At 34.6% G+C, this 15,430-nt stretch carries 13 protein-coding genes; 8 read left to right on the forward strand and 5 right to left on the reverse strand.

What is annotated here, in order from left to right:
* Positions 1–64: 64 nt before the first annotated feature.
* Positions 65–676 carry a TerD family protein gene (locus SB689_RS14710; protein WP_066751804.1) on the forward strand — a complete coding sequence of 204 codons (612 nt, stop codon included), beginning with the start codon at positions 65–67 and terminating at the stop codon, positions 674–676.
* A gap of 87 nt (positions 677–763) precedes the next feature.
* Positions 764–1,804, forward strand: coding sequence for a TerC/Alx family metal homeostasis membrane protein (locus SB689_RS14715; RefSeq protein WP_410692861.1), 1,041 nt, complete (start codon positions 764–766; stop codon positions 1,802–1,804).
* 292 nt (positions 1,805–2,096) lie between these two features.
* Here SB689_RS14715 and SB689_RS14720 read toward each other — a convergent pair whose 3' ends face one another.
* Positions 2,097–3,095, reverse strand: coding sequence for a catalase (locus SB689_RS14720; RefSeq protein WP_410692862.1), 999 nt, complete (start codon positions 3,093–3,095; stop codon positions 2,097–2,099).
* Between the two features lie 175 nt (positions 3,096–3,270).
* Between SB689_RS14720 and SB689_RS14725 the strand changes: the two genes are divergently transcribed.
* From SB689_RS14725 to SB689_RS14740, 4 genes are all read left to right on the forward strand, one after another.
* The gene (locus SB689_RS14725; protein ID WP_066751795.1) at positions 3,271–3,705 is read left to right on the forward strand and encodes an FKBP-type peptidyl-prolyl cis-trans isomerase; all 435 of its coding nucleotides are present in this window, start codon (positions 3,271–3,273) and stop codon (positions 3,703–3,705) included.
* 151 nt (positions 3,706–3,856) lie between these two features.
* Positions 3,857–4,807 (forward strand): hypothetical protein, encoded by a 951-nt coding sequence (locus SB689_RS14730; protein WP_410692863.1) that lies wholly within the window; start codon positions 3,857–3,859, stop codon positions 4,805–4,807.
* 66 nt (positions 4,808–4,873) lie between these two features.
* Positions 4,874–5,284 (forward strand): Rrf2 family transcriptional regulator, encoded by a 411-nt coding sequence (locus SB689_RS14735; protein WP_066751789.1) that lies wholly within the window; start codon positions 4,874–4,876, stop codon positions 5,282–5,284.
* A 57-nt stretch (positions 5,285–5,341) separates the two neighbouring features.
* Positions 5,342–5,995, forward strand: coding sequence for an NAD(P)-dependent oxidoreductase (locus tag SB689_RS14740; RefSeq protein WP_410692864.1), 654 nt, complete (start codon positions 5,342–5,344; stop codon positions 5,993–5,995).
* Between the two features lie 72 nt (positions 5,996–6,067).
* On the opposite strand, the gene SB689_RS14745 is transcribed toward SB689_RS14740, so the two are convergent.
* The 4 genes from SB689_RS14745 to SB689_RS14760 form a co-directional block, all read right to left on the reverse strand.
* Positions 6,068–7,105 (reverse strand): M23 family metallopeptidase, encoded by a 1,038-nt coding sequence (locus tag SB689_RS14745; RefSeq protein ID WP_410692865.1) that lies wholly within the window; start codon positions 7,103–7,105, stop codon positions 6,068–6,070.
* A 348-nt stretch (positions 7,106–7,453) separates the two neighbouring features.
* On the reverse strand, positions 7,454–8,479 hold the full coding sequence (locus SB689_RS14750) for a hypothetical protein (protein WP_410692866.1): 1,026 nt from the start codon (positions 8,477–8,479) through the stop codon (positions 7,454–7,456).
* 80 nt (positions 8,480–8,559) lie between these two features.
* A complete protein-coding gene (locus SB689_RS14755; RefSeq protein ID WP_410692867.1) occupies positions 8,560–9,876 on the reverse strand; it encodes a tail fiber domain-containing protein in 1,317 nt (438 codons plus the stop codon).
* A gap of 725 nt (positions 9,877–10,601) precedes the next feature.
* A complete protein-coding gene (locus tag SB689_RS14760) occupies positions 10,602–12,197 on the reverse strand; it encodes a helix-turn-helix domain-containing protein (RefSeq protein WP_410692868.1) in 1,596 nt (531 codons plus the stop codon).
* A 314-nt stretch (positions 12,198–12,511) separates the two neighbouring features.
* Here SB689_RS14760 and SB689_RS14765 point away from each other — a divergent pair, with 314 nt between their 5' ends.
* Both SB689_RS14765 and mqo read left to right on the forward strand, forming a co-directional pair.
* The gene (locus SB689_RS14765; RefSeq protein ID WP_410692869.1) at positions 12,512–13,552 is read left to right on the forward strand and encodes an NAD(P)H-dependent glycerol-3-phosphate dehydrogenase; all 1,041 of its coding nucleotides are present in this window, start codon (positions 12,512–12,514) and stop codon (positions 13,550–13,552) included.
* A gap of 296 nt (positions 13,553–13,848) precedes the next feature.
* Positions 13,849–15,354 carry a malate dehydrogenase (quinone) gene (mqo, locus tag SB689_RS14770; RefSeq protein WP_410692870.1) on the forward strand — a complete coding sequence of 502 codons (1,506 nt, stop codon included), beginning with the start codon at positions 13,849–13,851 and terminating at the stop codon, positions 15,352–15,354.
* Positions 15,355–15,430: the final 76 nt, after the last annotated feature.

Consider the following 15,430-nt stretch of genomic DNA (forward strand, 5'->3'; position numbering starts at 1 on the left):
TAAAAAGCTGAAAAGCTAAGGCAAAATTTGCCCAAACAAATAATAAACTACTAAACATAAAAAGATGGCTATTAACTTACAAAAAGGTCAAAGAATAAACCTTACGAAGGAAAACGGTACAGCTCTTACGCAGGCTTGTGTTGGGATCAACTGGGGTGCAATTGAGAAAAAAGGTTTCTTCGGAGGAGTTACAAGAGAGGCGGTAGACTTAGACGGAAGCTGTATTTTATACGATTCTAACAAAAATTCTACTGAAGTAATTTATTTCGGAAACCTAAAATCTAAAAACGGTTCTGTAAAGCACAGCGGTGATGATTTAACAGGTGACGTAAATGGAGACGATGGTCTTGATAACGAAGTTATTACTATTGATTTCAGTCAGTTAGATGCTAGTGTAGAGCACGTTGCATTGGTTTTAAACAGTTATAGAGGTCAGGATTTCGGAACAATTCCTTTTGCTTCGATCAGAATTTACGAAGGAACTCCAACCAATGTAAGAGAAGTTTTTGCTAAATATGATATTGCAAATGATGCTTCTTTCAAAGGTCACGTTGCCATGGTAATGGGAGTTTTCTACAAGAGAAACGGAGAGTGGAAATTCAACGCGATCGGAGATCCTACAGCAGACAGAAAATTAGAGGAAACTATTAAAACTGTTCAGCAGAAATATTTGTAAATAATTACAAATCAATAAAATAAATAACGGGCAATAATTGTACATCATACAGTTATTGCTTTTATCATATAATAAGCACATTAAAAAGTGGGACAAAATACGAGTATTATAGATCTTCATCCTGGTTTGGTTTGGGGATTTGCGATAACGGTGGTTATCATGTTGCTCCTGGATTTAGGAGTTTTCAACAAAAAAAGTCATGAGGTTTCTTCTAAAGAAGCCACAATATGGTCAATTGTCTGGATCTCACTGTCTATGGTGTTTTCAGGAGTTGTCTATTGGGTTTATAACTCAGATTTAGGTCCGGGAAGTCATGCATTGGCAGTAGAGAAATTCACACAATATCAAGCTGCATATTGGGTAGAAAAGGCTCTTTCGGTGGATAATTTATTTGTATTCATCTTGGTTTTCGGGTTCTTTAAAGTTCCGAAACATCTTCATCACAAAGTTCTTTTCTGGGGAATTATCGGAGCATTGATTTTCAGGGCGATTTTCATTTTTGCAGGAGTTGGATTGATTAATTTAACCTATTTACCTGAAATGAATATCTTTGGAAAAGCTGTTCAGATTAATATTGTGATGGTTCTTTTCGGTTTGTTTCTTATTTATGCGGGTATCAAATCTTGGGGAGATGGAGACGATGACGATGATGAAGATTACAGCAATACAGCCGGTGCAAGGTTAATTAAAAGATTCTGGAAAGTTTCGGATAATTATGTTGGAGATAAGTTCTTCACAGTTCAAAACGGAATCAAAATGGCAACACCACTTTTAGTTGTAGTTGCGGTTATCGAGTTTACGGATGTACTTTTCGCAGTGGATTCAATTCCTGCGATCTTTGCGATCTCAAATGACCCGTTTATCTTATATACATCGAATATTTTCGCGATTTTAGGTCTTAGATCATTGTATTTCCTGTTGGCGAATTTTATTCACATGTTCAGCAAATTGCCGTATGGTTTGGCAATTATCTTATCTTTCATCGGAGTTAAAATGCTAATTGCACCATGGATTCACATTTCATCACCAGTTTCATTAGGAATTGTGGGTGGAGTATTGGTGATCTCGGTTCTTTTATCAATCATATTCCCGGATAAAGACGAGGAAAAAGATAAAATTGAAGAATAATATCAATTAAAATTTAAAAATAGAAAGGCTTTACAAATTGTAGAGCCTTTTTTATTTGAATTTTTTTAGAAGCTTAATCCCGCTTTTCACTGTATCTTTTTTATTACGGCCTCCGCTTCGCTCTGGCCGCAACAAAAAAGGATGTCGTTCCAATCGGGGCTAGGGTGGAAGTCATTATTTTCAAAAGAAATTAGCAAACTTTGCGTTAAAAATAATAGATTTCTTATAATCTCGAAACTTACAACTAGTCAAAAATTCATCATTCACTTGCGAAGCAAAATTGACCATTCACCTACTTATATTTCAACAACTTATTAATCTTAAGTCTCGTCTGCATCGAAACCTTATACGCTTCATCCCGAAGTTTCTGTATTTTTCCGACAGGCTGAAAGAAGGCTTTACTTTCAAAAGGATTAAAAGAAAGCATTTCGTTTTCACAAGAACGCGGATCGAGCAGAGTATTTTTTTTAATTTTTACTTCCCCGATTTTTATAAAAGGTGAATTTTTCCATTCAACATTGAGTTTATTGATCGGTTGATCCTCCAGATTATAGCAGATTTGAATTAAAATATCAGCAACAAATTCGTTAGATTGAAAATAACTCTCAATAGCATCTTTAACCTTTAGTTTCTTTCCGAAATTCTTATCAACATATCTTGGACTCAGCTTTATTTTGATCATATTTTCTCCCAATCGGTAAGCCCCCACAGAATGGTAATCTAAGGAAAGGAAAAAATCATTTTTATGAAGTAAAAGCTTGATGATATTCTTTAAAAAAGAGCCTGTAAAAGTAGACGGAATCACTTTCAGTATTTGTATCATTAATGAAAATGAGCTCCATTTTTTAATGAAAAATCGATTAACTGAAGTAAATAACTTCAAAAAAGTACTTACAGAATTAATTGGAAATAAAGGGAAATTCACCAACGGATAATTGGCAAGCAACTGACCGTTTTCATCCTTTATTTTCACGGAAAATCCATAAGCAGGAATATCTTTTTTACTATTTTTAACCTTTAAATGAGCATTGGAAAATCGTATCGTTAAATCAAATTTTTCCTTATCAAAAAACTGTTTCAGTTCATCGGGAATATTGGGATCAATTAAAAATTCACCTTTTGCAACAGCGTAGGTTTTCGCGTGAGCATTTCGGGTAGCATAATCAACATCGCTTACTGATGGGGACTGCTCAACAAAATCGGCAATGCTTTTTTTATTGATTTCGAGGAGTTCTTTTTCCTCGTCCGACAGTTGGTCAAATTTCTTGTTATATTTTAGTGGATCTGGCATTTAGTTTTAAAATCCAATTATAACGCCAAGTTTCGAGATATACGTTAAAATAATATTAATCTTATTTGAATTTTTGGAGATGTTTAGAATTGAGGCAATTACGAGCTTCCAAAACTTCCATCATCCAGCTTCAAACTTCCCGCTTCAAAATCTTATCTTTGTAAAAAATTAAATTATGGGAGTAGCAGATTTGTTATTTAAGCGTAAAAAAGAATTAGCAGAGAAAAACCTTAACGATGGTAAGGAATACATGGAAGAATACGGTAAAAGAGAAAGTGTGGTGCAATTGCCAAGCGGTTTGCAGTATGAGATCATTACCGAAGGAGACGGTGCAAAGCCAGGGCCTAAATCTATGGTAAAATGCCACTACCACGGAACTACAATTGGCGGAAAAGTTTTCGACAGTTCTGTGAAAAGAGGGACACCAGCTTCTTTTCCTTTAAACAAAGTAATTAAAGGTTGGACGGAAGCATTACAATTAATGCCTGTAGGAAGCAAATGGAGATTGATCATTCCTGCACATTTAGCATATGGAGAACAAGAAGTTAGCAAAGAGATTGGACCAAACAGTACCCTTGTTTTTGTTGTGGAATTGTTAGGAATTAAGTAATCCTACCTTACATATAAATTAAAAATTTACCTGAACTTCGGGTAAATTTTTTTATTTTGTTATATTCGTATTAATATAAAACTTCAATATTGCGGTCTGCCATTCCGACGATAGGAGAAATCTCTCTTATTATTAATAAAAACAAAATTGAATGAGAAAAATATTTTACCTTTTTACTGTTTTTAGCTTAATAACTTCCTGTGTTTCTAAGAAAAATCAGGCTATAAAACAGAACATTCTTACTTTGAAAGACAGTTATTGTAAAGCACCTTTTCAATATAATTATTCTAATAAATTACCTTCTTATAATTCTGATTCAATTTTATTGGCGAATAAAGATCTTAAACCAATGTTTTCTGACCAAAGTATTTTGATTTTAAATGCATTGGATAATCTGGATGAGGTGCATCAAATTATGGAGCTTAAAAAAGACTCTTCTTTGAGTTCTCAGGTTAAAGTTTTACAGCTTAAAACAAGAATTAATAGCAAAATAACCATCTCTCTGACCGAATTAGACGCTGTAGCCGCAGAATTCGACTGTGAAGGTGAACGCGTTGCCCAAATTGGAAATTATGTTGATAATCTTAATGATTCAAAAAGTAATAAACTGATTTTATATTCAATTGTTGCCGGAGCTGCAGCATCTATCGCGGGAGGAATTGTAACAGATGATGCGTGGAGCAGTGCAATTGATATTGGTGGTGGAGCTTTGGGAGCCGGTTTTGGTTTGGCAACATTAAATCCGAAAGGTAAAAAAGTTGAATTCGTACATTCAAGAAATCTTTTAAGAGATATTTGGAAAGAAAAATTGGAATCTCCGAACTTTCCGCCATTCATTTGGTACATGTACACTGAGAAAAAGTTCTCGAATAAAGAAACCCATTCTATTATTCAGAGCATGAAAGAAAGGTGGTTGCATTATCAGTTTGATGATAGTAAAACAGAAGCCGATCAGTCGGTTATTTTCAGTGATGGAGGGTATTACCGAGCCGATGATCTTCATAATCGGGCTGCCATGTTGAATCAAATGCAATCGGCCACACGAACGATTAATCAGAATATCAATTATTTATTGCTGGATTTAGATAAATTAATTCTTTAAGAAAAATTTAACTGTAATAAAATTTGTTACATTTAAAAATTTGTCTATTTTTGTCATGTAATTAAGATGAATAATACAAGATTTGCTACGGCGATACATATTATGACCTTACTGGCCAAAAGTCCGCAGGAGTGGCTAACTTCTGAGTGGATGGCGGGTAGCATTAATATAAATCCGGCGGTTGTTCGTAAAGAGATTAGCGTTCTTCGGGAAGCGGGTTTAATTACGAGCAGACAGGGCAAAGAGGGTGGAAGCCAGCTTTCAAAAGGTGCAGATTCTATAACGATTTCTGAAATTTATTCAGCAGTGAAAAATTCTGAAGTGTTAGGGAAAAAAAATAATAATCCGAATCCTATTTGTAGCGTCGGCCGTGAAATCAATAATCATCTGAATGATTTGTTTGTAGAAACAGATCAATTAGTAGTAAAATTTTTAGGAGATAAGTCATTGAAGCAATTCACTGATCAGTTTGATTAAAATTTTTTAACTATAAATGTAACAAGTTTTATTACAATTAATTTAAAATAAAATAGTATGAAAAAAGTAGCAGTAATTGGGGCAACAGGATTTGTAGGAACCCAAGTCGTAAACGAATTAGCAAACAGAGGATATTCGGTAGAAGCTATCGTGAGAAATGCGTCTAAAGTGGAGCAAAACGATAAAGTGTCTGCAAAAAGTATTGATGTAAATAATATCGATGAATTGTCAGAAGCGTTAAAAGGAAACGATGCGGTTATCAGCACATTCAATGCAGGCTGGACGAATCCAAATCTTTACAACGATTTCCTTACAGGTTCTGAAAACATCGAGAAAGCGGTTGAAAAAGCTGGTGTTAAAAGATTTATTACAGTTGGTGGAGCAGGAAGTCTTTATATCGCAGATGGTGTTCAGATTGTTGATACTCCGGATTTTCCTGAAGCATACAAACCGGGAGCAACGGCAGCAAGAGATTATTTAAATAAAATTAAAGAAAATAATACATTGGACTGGACGTTCTTTAGCCCTGCTATCGAAATGAATCAGGCAAATGCAGGATCAAGAACTGGCAAATACAGAACTTCTCTTGAAACTCCTGTTTTAAATGAAGAGGGAAGAAGCATTCTTTCAGTAGAGGATGTTGCGGTAGTTTTGGTTGATGAATTAGAGCAGAATAACCATATCCGCGAACGTTTTACAGCTGCATACTAGTTTTTAGATATATTAAAATAGTTTCGGCGGCACCAAAGGTGCCGCCGAAACTCTATAAAGCTCAAACTTTATTTATAAATTCATAAACAATTTCGGATTAACCGGCGTATTGTTTTTGTGTACTTCATAATGAAGATGCGGTCCTGTAGAGCGTCCGGAATTTCCGGATTTTGCGATCACCTGACCCACTTTTACTTTTTCATTAACTTTCGCTACTAACTGAGATAAATGTCCGTATAATGTAGCTAAACCATTTCCGTGAGAAATGATCACACAGTTTCCGTAACCTCCTTTCTGTCCTGAGAAAATTACAGTTCCGGCAGCGGTTGCGATAACATCAGAACCAAAAGCAACACCAATATCCAACCCTTTGTGAAACTGCATCTGATCAGCCTCAGCAGGCAGATTATTTTTTTCAACAACAGGAACTTTAGATCCTGAATTTGAATTACTGGCAATAGATTTTGTAGAAGTACTCGCAGGAGCCGAAGCAACGGGAGCCGATTTTGGTGTAACCATTACTTTTACTTCTCGCTTATTTCCGTAACTGTCGGTTAATTCAATAGTTTTTTCAACAGGTTCTGCTTTTACTTCAGGTTTTGCGGCTGCGACAACAGCGGCAGGTTTAGATTCTGAAGATACACCGGATCTTACGGATGCGTAAACAGTTTTGAAAGGAATAGGATTTTTTCTGATCCCGAAATTTGAGGAGATATGACCTTCAGTAGGCATTCCCAGTGGAACTTGCATTAATTTTTTCTGTAAGTCCATTAAATACTGGCTGTATCGGTTAGATTGTTTTGCCAGATAAACAGAACTTGAAATACTGTCTTTGCTAAGGATTGTTAGCTTTTCATTCGAAATATCTTTTGATTTTAAGAATGAATTAAGTTGAGCAACAGTTTGATCTACAAGACCTAAATCTGTCTTCATTTTTAAGTAATCTACACTGTCTTTTTCAGTGTTTATTTTAACAAGGTTTACTTCATAGGTTTTATCATCCCTATCGGAAAATAATTTAGCTATGAAAATTCCCTGCGCAAAAACTACTAATAAAAGTCCTCCTAAAAGGATGTTTACGTTCTTCTTGCTGCTTAGAAATTTCTTCATATTTCTTCTCTTAGTATATTAAAAAAAACGGTTTTAAGCTTGCAAATTTAGTTAAAAATAAGTTTTAAGGGCTGTTTTTTGATAAATATCTAACGTATTTGTTGTTTAGATGTCATCAAGCAAATATATATTCACCCCATTTTTTAACTTAATTGCTATCTTAATTAACGATAAATATTCATTTCTATTGTTTATTTTTTTATAATAAAATATCTGAATGTTAAATTTTAAAATCGAATTTGAATTTAACTATAACATTAAAAAACGCCCGGAGATTAAACCGGACGTTGTTTTGATATGAAATTTTTAAATCTTATTAATTTTTGATTTGAATAATCTCATTCTTAATTAAAGCCCCGATTTAATTGTCTGATAACCGAAACTGAGGTTTGTTCCAAGAACATTTATAGTCATTCCGCCTAAGAAGTTAACATTAACATTGGTACTTACTCTATAGAGAGACCATGTAAGCGTATTTACTCCGGGATAAATCCATCCTGCATACACTACCATCCTTAAGTTAGCAGCTGCATAAAATACTGTCGCTCCTGGGAAATAGATAGGCGCTCCGTTGGTGGCAACAACTCTTATTCCATTTATATAATTATATTGGAAAGAGCCTAAAACCTGTGGAGAACCTGTATAAGAACCGTTCCATATTGCCGGAGATGATGAATTATGGTAGTAAGTAACATTGCCATAACTAACAGGGTAATTTGGTGCAATATTAAAACCAACACTTGTAATCGTTAAAGGTACAGGTGCTAAAACACTTACGGTTAGATTACAACTAATCCCGGCTACGGTAATAGGTATGTTGATGGTGCCGTTTGCGGTAGGTGTTCCACTCAGATTAAAAACAAGATTGCCATTCCCGGTTGCAAAGTTTCCTGCCGGTAAATCTGCGGTAATACCGTTCGCACTCCAACTTCCTGCCGGATAACTTCCTCCATTTCCACCTGTGTAGGGGATGGTTCGTGTAACTCCAGCAGGGATAGCTTGACTTTCGCTAATTGTGTTGTCAGACTGTGTTCCACCATTACAAGACAAAGTTGTAAGGGTTCCAATGCAGGTTTGGTTAGTACCAGATCCTGTAAAATCTAGCCAATTGGTGCCTTGAAAATCGATTCCTCCCAAAGCTGCCAAATCTGCACCTTGTGCATACCAATTGCTGTTCAGGGTTACATTTACAGAGGCATTTATGATTTTATTGGAAGATGAATTGTTATATATGGCAGGCGGGCTGTTCCATGTGGAGCAGTTGTTCCATGCACCGTTGACTGTTGCTGTGTTATTCTGCGCATTGAGCGGCAGTATCATCAGCATCAGGATTAATGCGAGTAACTCCTGTATGGTTTTTTTTAATTTTTCCATTGTTATATATTTTAATTATGGATCAGTTATGCGCAATGCATATTTTCAGCATTGTCACAAATAATCCTTAAAATTTATTCTTATTTGGCAAGCTTGTTTACCTGTGCCTGTAATGTCTTTATCTGTTCCTGCTGTGCTTTGATTGCTTCGATAAGTGCTGGAACTAGAGCTTGGTAATTCACAGCTTTGTAACCTTCCTTGTTGGTTGTTACTGCTTCCGGGAATACTTTCTCGACTTCCTGTGCAATTACTCCCATGTCGTGACCTTTACCGAGTGACTGATTAGGAAATTCAGAAGCATTCTTCCAATCGTAGGTATATCCGCTCAATGACAATACTTTTTTCAAGGCGTTTTCAATTGGGACGATGTTCTTTTTAAATCTAAAATCGGAAGGTCCTTGAATTCTATTAGCTGTAATCGTGCCATTGACTTGTAATAAAGAAGATGGAGTAGTAGTTCCAATACCTACATTATTGGTAAGGGTTGCAGGATATAAGTTACTTCCTGTAAGCGTCCATAAACTGGCAGCGCCTAAGCCTGTTTTTGGAATTGTTTTAAACACACCTGTACTGGTAACTGCCAATACATTTGGTGCGGTAAGATCCTCATTCAAACCTTGTACACGTACCGGATCAAAACCTAACTCAGGAATAATATGAAGTCTATGACTAGGATCTGCTCCCAAAAGACCTATTCCTAGATAACCATAACCACTTAACACCATACCCGGTGCTTCGGTAGCAGTAGAGGCAGCATGAAACTGAAGTATGCCCGGGCTTATCCCAAGACCATAGAAATCAGCATTTCCGCCGTTATAGATTGCGAATTTCTTTCCACTAGCATCGGTTTGATTGGAACCAAAGGTATTATTACTCAAACTTAATTCATTAAATGGAGCCGAATTATTAATACCTATTCTGTTGTTTAAAGCATCCACTGAAAATGTACCGCCATCTACACTGAATTGGTTTACCAATTGCGTTGCTCCAGGATTAAAGCTTAAAGTTCTATCAGCCATCGATACGACACGATTTGTGGCTAAAGAACCGTCGTGTTGGTATAAATTGATATCAAATTTCTGCCACAAAGTTCCGTCCCAATAATAATAACCAGGAGCGCTAATATTAGCAGAAGCAGGTGTAGTTGGGGCTATTGGTTGAGCTGAAGTTGCATAAACTATAGCACCACTTTGCGCTGTGGTGTAAAGTGAACTGCTGGTAGCGGTTTTAATTTCCAGTCCTGTAAGTCTCGGAGCAATGATACCTTCTGCGGTAGTTGCGTTCCCTTTAGCTGTAACATCGAATGTTGCTGCGGGGGTTGTTGTGTTGATACCAACTTGCGCGTAAGAGTATACACCTAAAAATAGTGTGACAGCCAGCGATAATTTTTTTTTCATAATAGTGGTTTAATAAATTATAAATGTTAGCACATTGCTTTGTTAAATGGATGATTTATGGTATTACTCTGAGGATTAAAAGGAGTAATTTTATACTAGTTTCGTAATATTTAATGTTGATGTTTTTGCATTAATTTCGACTTTGGCAACTACAGATATTACGATTGCCAAAGTGAAAGTTGTTAATACTTGTTTTTTCATTTTTGTAATTTTTAGAATCTTAGTCTAAATTTTTTGTGTAATGATTTGCTGTATTCCAGATTTGGAATAGTAGGACTCAATTATGTGTTTAATTAATTGGGAAATTTTAATTGTAATAGAATCATTTGCAGCGTATGATAAAAGGGAAATTTTATGGATGATTTCTACATAAGTTTTTAACTGAAATAGAAAAGTATTTTAATAGGATGGTGAGTTTTTTTAGATGGTTTTTAGTTTAAATGTTACTATGCTTAACATTGTTTTGCAAATTTATCTGAAACTATTTCATCAGGAAAGAAAGACCCTTCTGTTTTTCGGAAAATCAAAAGGGTTGTGTTTGTAAATATTTGATTTTTAATAATTTAAATTTTAATAGTAGCAAATGGAATAATCCTTATTTAATGAAAATCAAAAATAAATTTTGGATTTATATTAAAAAATAGGATGAAAAAGCATGAAAAAAGCCTGCACTTTAGTAAAGTACAGACTCATGTAAAAAATTAATAATTGTATCGAAATTATATTTAAATTTTCTTTGCTTTTTCCTGTTCTATGAATGAAATAAAAGTAGAAGGTGAAATTCCTGTAATAGATTTGAAAATGGTTGCAAATGCACTGTGCGACGAAAAACCACATTCCTCGGCTAAAGCTCCCATTTTATATTTTCTGTGTTTTTCTGAAGTATTCAGTTTGTGGATGATGTAATTGATCCTTAGTTTATTGACATAATTCTTAAAATCAGTTTTTTTATATTTTTTCACTACATAAGAAATGTATTTGCTGTTTGTGTTGAATTCCGTAGCAAGGAAAGAAAGAGAAATGTAGCTTTGATTAAACATTTCATCTTTTTCAAACTGATCAAGATATTCAAGTATCTTTGTTTCTGTTTCTTTGTTAATGGCGATATCTGTCTGTTTATTTTTAACATCAATTTCATCTAAGATAGTTTCTTCTTCACTTTCATCAAGTTCTGAAGTCTCAAGTTTAGTTTCTAAAACATATTCTTCTTTTTCCTTATAATGATCAATAATCGTTTTAAACTTAAGATATTCTGCTTTCTGCTTTTTTTTGTTAATAATAAAAATTACAATAAGGCTTAAAATCAAAAGAGAAGCAACGCCAATGATAATATTTTTTGATCCGTCCCAAATTGCATATTGATGGTTTTCGTTTTCAATTTTATTATAATCAGTGTCAACGGTGTGACTGTGATTTTCAGCTTCTTTCCAATTTAATTCAGCTAACTTTTTCCTGTAAATGGCAGCTTTTTTATACTGATCTGTTTTTTCATAATATTCTGAAATATCATTGTAAATTCTTCTTTTCATTTCAGGATGATCGGTTGTTTCTGCAAATTTTAATGCTTTTAAATAAAACTTTTCAGCTTCATCATGTCGTTTTTGTGAAAATCTTATTTTTCCTAGACCTTCTTGAACAAGTGCAGTCACATAATAAGCTTCGGGAAGGTTTTTTAAAGCGATTTGATAATGTTTTTCCGCAAGGTCATAGTTTTTTAAATAAAAGCAATATACTTCTCCCAGCATTTGGTGCGTTCTTCCCAAGTTGATTTGATCTTCCGGAATTTTTGAACAATACTCCAGAGATTGAGTTAGATAAGTAATGGCAGCCGTATAATTTTTATTATTATTAATTTCATAATATGCCAATTCCTGTAGGAAAAGTGACTTTACCTGTGCTTGTTTCTGAATATCATTGATTTTATCTGCTGTTTTTAGTCCCTCATCTGCATACTTTTTAGATTGATGTAACAGCCCGATGATTCTGTATTCGGTCGCCAAAAGTCCGCAGATTTTTGCCTGAAGTTCATAATTATCTGTTGTATCAAGAATATCTTTTGCTTTTTCCGCAAATTTGATACTTTCGTTGTATTTGCTTTGCTGCATGTAAAGACTGGCGGTCAACATGATACTTCTTCCTTCATGTTGAGGTGTTGTTGCAGCTAAAGTCATAGAATCTGCAATTTTCAGTGCTCGGGGCATATCTTTAGCCGCGACTTCTGTCAAAGTGGTCATGTACAGTTTTTCGTAAGTATCATCAGTTTTTTGTGCCCATATTGCAGTAGAATATAGGAATATAATAATGAGTAAGTTTTTCGTCATAATTTAATTAAGGATTGAAAAAATTCTATTAAAATTTAATTTTAACAAAGATAATTTGAAAATAATCGATTATGATTGTTTTTATTTACATATGGTGTCTATTGTGAATAAGATTTATTATAAGCAACTAACGATAACTTTTTGAACAGTTTAAAAAAGTCTTTATCAAAATGAAACAGACTCGCGTAAAAATTAATTATTGAGATTTTAATTATGCTCTGAAGTGTTAATTTTTTCAGAAAATAACGTTTATCGTCGTTGGAAAAGCTTTGTTGAATCTTTGTTTTAATATATTTGCAGTTCACATTTCAATTATGGCGAAAAAGAAAATAATTTCAGAATCTTCAAATCCTAAAAAGAATAAAAATGAAGTTTCCGTGGGTGTTGTGGGAAGTGGAAGTTTTGCAACGGCGATCGTAAAAATGCTTGTTGAAAACTGCAAAGTAGTGCATTGGTGTGTAAGAAGCGAGTTTGTGAAAGGTGCGATCGAACTTCGTGGTCACAACCCGAACTACCTTACAGCGGCAACTTTTAATCTTAAAAATTTAAAATTAACAACAGATATCAACGAGTTGGTTTCTGCCTGTGATATTGTTGTTTTGGCAACACCATCAATTTATTTATCTGATACATTGGATAAAATGAATTGTGATTATAAAGACAAAATTTTCGTTTCAGCGATCAAAGGAATTATTCCTAAAGTGAATGATGTCGTTGCTCATTATCTAAGAGACGAATTTAAAATAGGTTTCAGAAATCAAGCTGTAATTGCGGGACCTTGTCACGCAGAAGAAGTTGCTATGGAAAGACTTTCTTACCTTACCATTGCGACAGTGGAAGATGAGGTTTCTGAGAAGTTATTTAATATTTTCAACTCAGATTTCATTAAAGTACATTCAAGCAAAGATGTTTTGGGTAATGAATACAGCGCGATCCTGAAAAATATTTTCGCGATCGGAGCCGGTATTGCAAGTGGATTAGGATATGGAGATAACTTTACGGCTGTTTTCGTATCCAACGCGATCCGTGAAATGGAAACTTTCCTGGAAGCGATCTATGAAGCACCGAGAGACGTTAACGAAAGTGCTTATTTAGGGGATTTATTGGTAACAGCTTATTCATTATTCTCAAGAAACCGAAGCTTAGGAAACCTTATCGGAAAAGGATATACCGTAAAATCTGCGATCCAGTCCATGAACATGATAGCGGAAGGATATTACGCTGCAGATTCTATCTATAAAACAGCAAAACAGAAGAACCTTAAACTTCCTATTGTAGATACGATTTACGGAATTTTATATGAAGGTAAAAATGCAGAAAAACAGTTCAAAAAACTGACTACAAAATTGAATTAAGAAAAATTTAAATCAAAATACAGAAACTTCGGTTTTGCTAAGGTTAAAATGTCTATTACAAATGTGTTTAGATTATTAAACCGAGCAAAATCGAAGTTTTTATTTTAAAATTGAATAAATTTTACCTGTTTTTTAGAGACTAAATTCATCATTCCAATCGGGTAGAATAGATAATTTCCATCATATTTTTTGGATAATTAAAACATTAAATTTATCTAAAAATTAACGTGTTAAAATCGTTAAATACACCCAAACTTCTAAAACTTTTCCCGAAATTTGATATAAAATTTAGAATTATGTCACAATCGCTTACGAGCAGAACGCCGAAACCAAAATACGACGTTGTACTAATAGGTGGCGGAATTATGAGTGCCACTTTAGCAACATTATTACACGAATTTGATCCCAATCTTGAGATCGCCATCTTCGAAAGGTTGGGCAGGTTTGCTAAAGAAAGTACCGCAGCATGGAATAATGCAGGAACAGGTCACTCCGCTTTTTGTGAACTTAATTATACCCCTGAAAAACCGGACGGAACAATAGATATTTCAAAAGCAGAAAGTATTGCAGAGCAGTTTGAGATCTCAAAACAGTTTTGGTCTTATTTATTAACTAAAGGATATATTCAGGAGCCGAAAGATTTTATTAATTCTTGTCCGCACATGAGTTTGGTATTCGGTGAAAAAGACGCTGAATATTTAAAAAAGCGTCACGATAAAATGTCAGAATCTGTTCTGTTTCACGGAATGCAGTTTTCCACAGATCACGACAAACTAAGAGAATGGATTCCTTTAGTAATGAGCAAAAGAAACGAGTCTGAAGTGATGGCTGCTACCAAAATGGATCTTGGAACAGATGTAAATTTTGGTTCTTTAACGAGAAAAATGGGAAGACATTTGTTGGAAGATTCTAATGTTGAGGTTTTCCTTTATCATGAAGTAAAAGATATCGATCCAAGAGAAAACGGACAATGGGAAATGAAGGTGAAAGACAGAATTCACAATCACAAACAGGGAGTTGTTGCAGATTTCGTCTTTATCGGAGCCGGAGGCTATGCACTTCCGTTATTGGATAGTTCAGATATTAAAGAAAGCGAAGGTTACGGAGGTTTTCCTGTTTCAGGAGAATGGTTGGTAACACATAACCCTGAATTGGTAGAAAAGCATCAGGCTAAAGTGTATACTCAAGCTACTGTAGACGCTCCACCAATGTCAGTTCCACACTTGGATTTAAGAATTATTGATGGTAAAAAAGCATTGCTTTTCGGTCCATTTGCAGGTTTTTCAACCAAATTCCTGAAAGAAGGAAGTTATCTTGATCTTCCTGAAAGTGTTAATACTAAAAATATCAGATCTCTATTCGGTGCTTGGTGGCATAATATTCCTTTAACGAAATATCTTGTTCAGCAGGTTGCGATGACGAAGGCTCAAAGAATTCAGCATTTAAGGGAGTTTGTAAAAGATGCCAACGAAGCAGATTGGGAATTGAAAGTTGCCGGACAAAGAGTTCAGGTTATCAAAAAAGATGAAAAAGACGGTGGAAAACTAGAATTCGGAACTGAGGTCGTTGTAAATAAAAGCGGAACGATTGCTTCATTATTAGGAGCGTCTCCCGGAGCATCCACAGCAGCTTACGCAATGTTGAATGTTCTTGAAAAATGTTTCCCTGAAAAACTTCACGGAGAATGGAAAGACAAATTATTAGAAATGATTCCATCTTACGGACAAAAACTAGCCGGAAACCCCGAGCTGACCGAAAAAGTAAGAAATTATTCTAAAGAGAAATTAGAATTAGAATATTAAACATAGGTAATAAGCAATGGGCAATGAGTAATAAATGATTAATTTTGCGGTTAGTCATTACTTATTGCCCATTACT

It is taken from the genome of Chryseobacterium sp. SIMBA_038 (assembly GCF_046535115.1).
Lineage (GTDB): Bacteria > Bacteroidota > Bacteroidia > Flavobacteriales > Weeksellaceae > Chryseobacterium.

Bases quoted from the DNA above. Each gene is read 5' to 3' on its own strand.
- SB689_RS14710 (WP_066751804.1), top strand. From the start codon at position 65: ATGGCTATTAACTTACAAAAAGGTCAAAGAATAAACCTTACGAAGGAA.
- SB689_RS14720 (WP_410692862.1), bottom strand. From the start codon at position 3,095: ATGCCAGATCCACTAAAATATAACAAGAAATTTGACCAACTGTCGGAC.
- SB689_RS14725 (WP_066751795.1), top strand. From the start codon at position 3,271: ATGGGAGTAGCAGATTTGTTATTTAAGCGTAAAAAAGAATTAGCAGAG.
- SB689_RS14730 (WP_410692863.1), top strand. From the start codon at position 3,857: ATGAGAAAAATATTTTACCTTTTTACTGTTTTTAGCTTAATAACTTCC.
- SB689_RS14735 (WP_066751789.1), top strand. From the start codon at position 4,874: ATGAATAATACAAGATTTGCTACGGCGATACATATTATGACCTTACTG.
- SB689_RS14740 (WP_410692864.1), top strand. From the start codon at position 5,342: ATGAAAAAAGTAGCAGTAATTGGGGCAACAGGATTTGTAGGAACCCAA.
- SB689_RS14745 (WP_410692865.1), bottom strand. From the start codon at position 7,105: ATGAAGAAATTTCTAAGCAGCAAGAAGAACGTAAACATCCTTTTAGGA.
- SB689_RS14750 (WP_410692866.1), bottom strand. From the start codon at position 8,479: ATGGAAAAATTAAAAAAAACCATACAGGAGTTACTCGCATTAATCCTG.
- SB689_RS14755 (WP_410692867.1), bottom strand. From the start codon at position 9,876: ATGAAAAAAAAATTATCGCTGGCTGTCACACTATTTTTAGGTGTATAC.
- SB689_RS14760 (WP_410692868.1), bottom strand. From the start codon at position 12,197: ATGACGAAAAACTTACTCATTATTATATTCCTATATTCTACTGCAATA.
- SB689_RS14765 (WP_410692869.1), top strand. From the start codon at position 12,512: ATGGCGAAAAAGAAAATAATTTCAGAATCTTCAAATCCTAAAAAGAAT.
- mqo (WP_410692870.1), top strand. From the start codon at position 13,849: ATGTCACAATCGCTTACGAGCAGAACGCCGAAACCAAAATACGACGTT.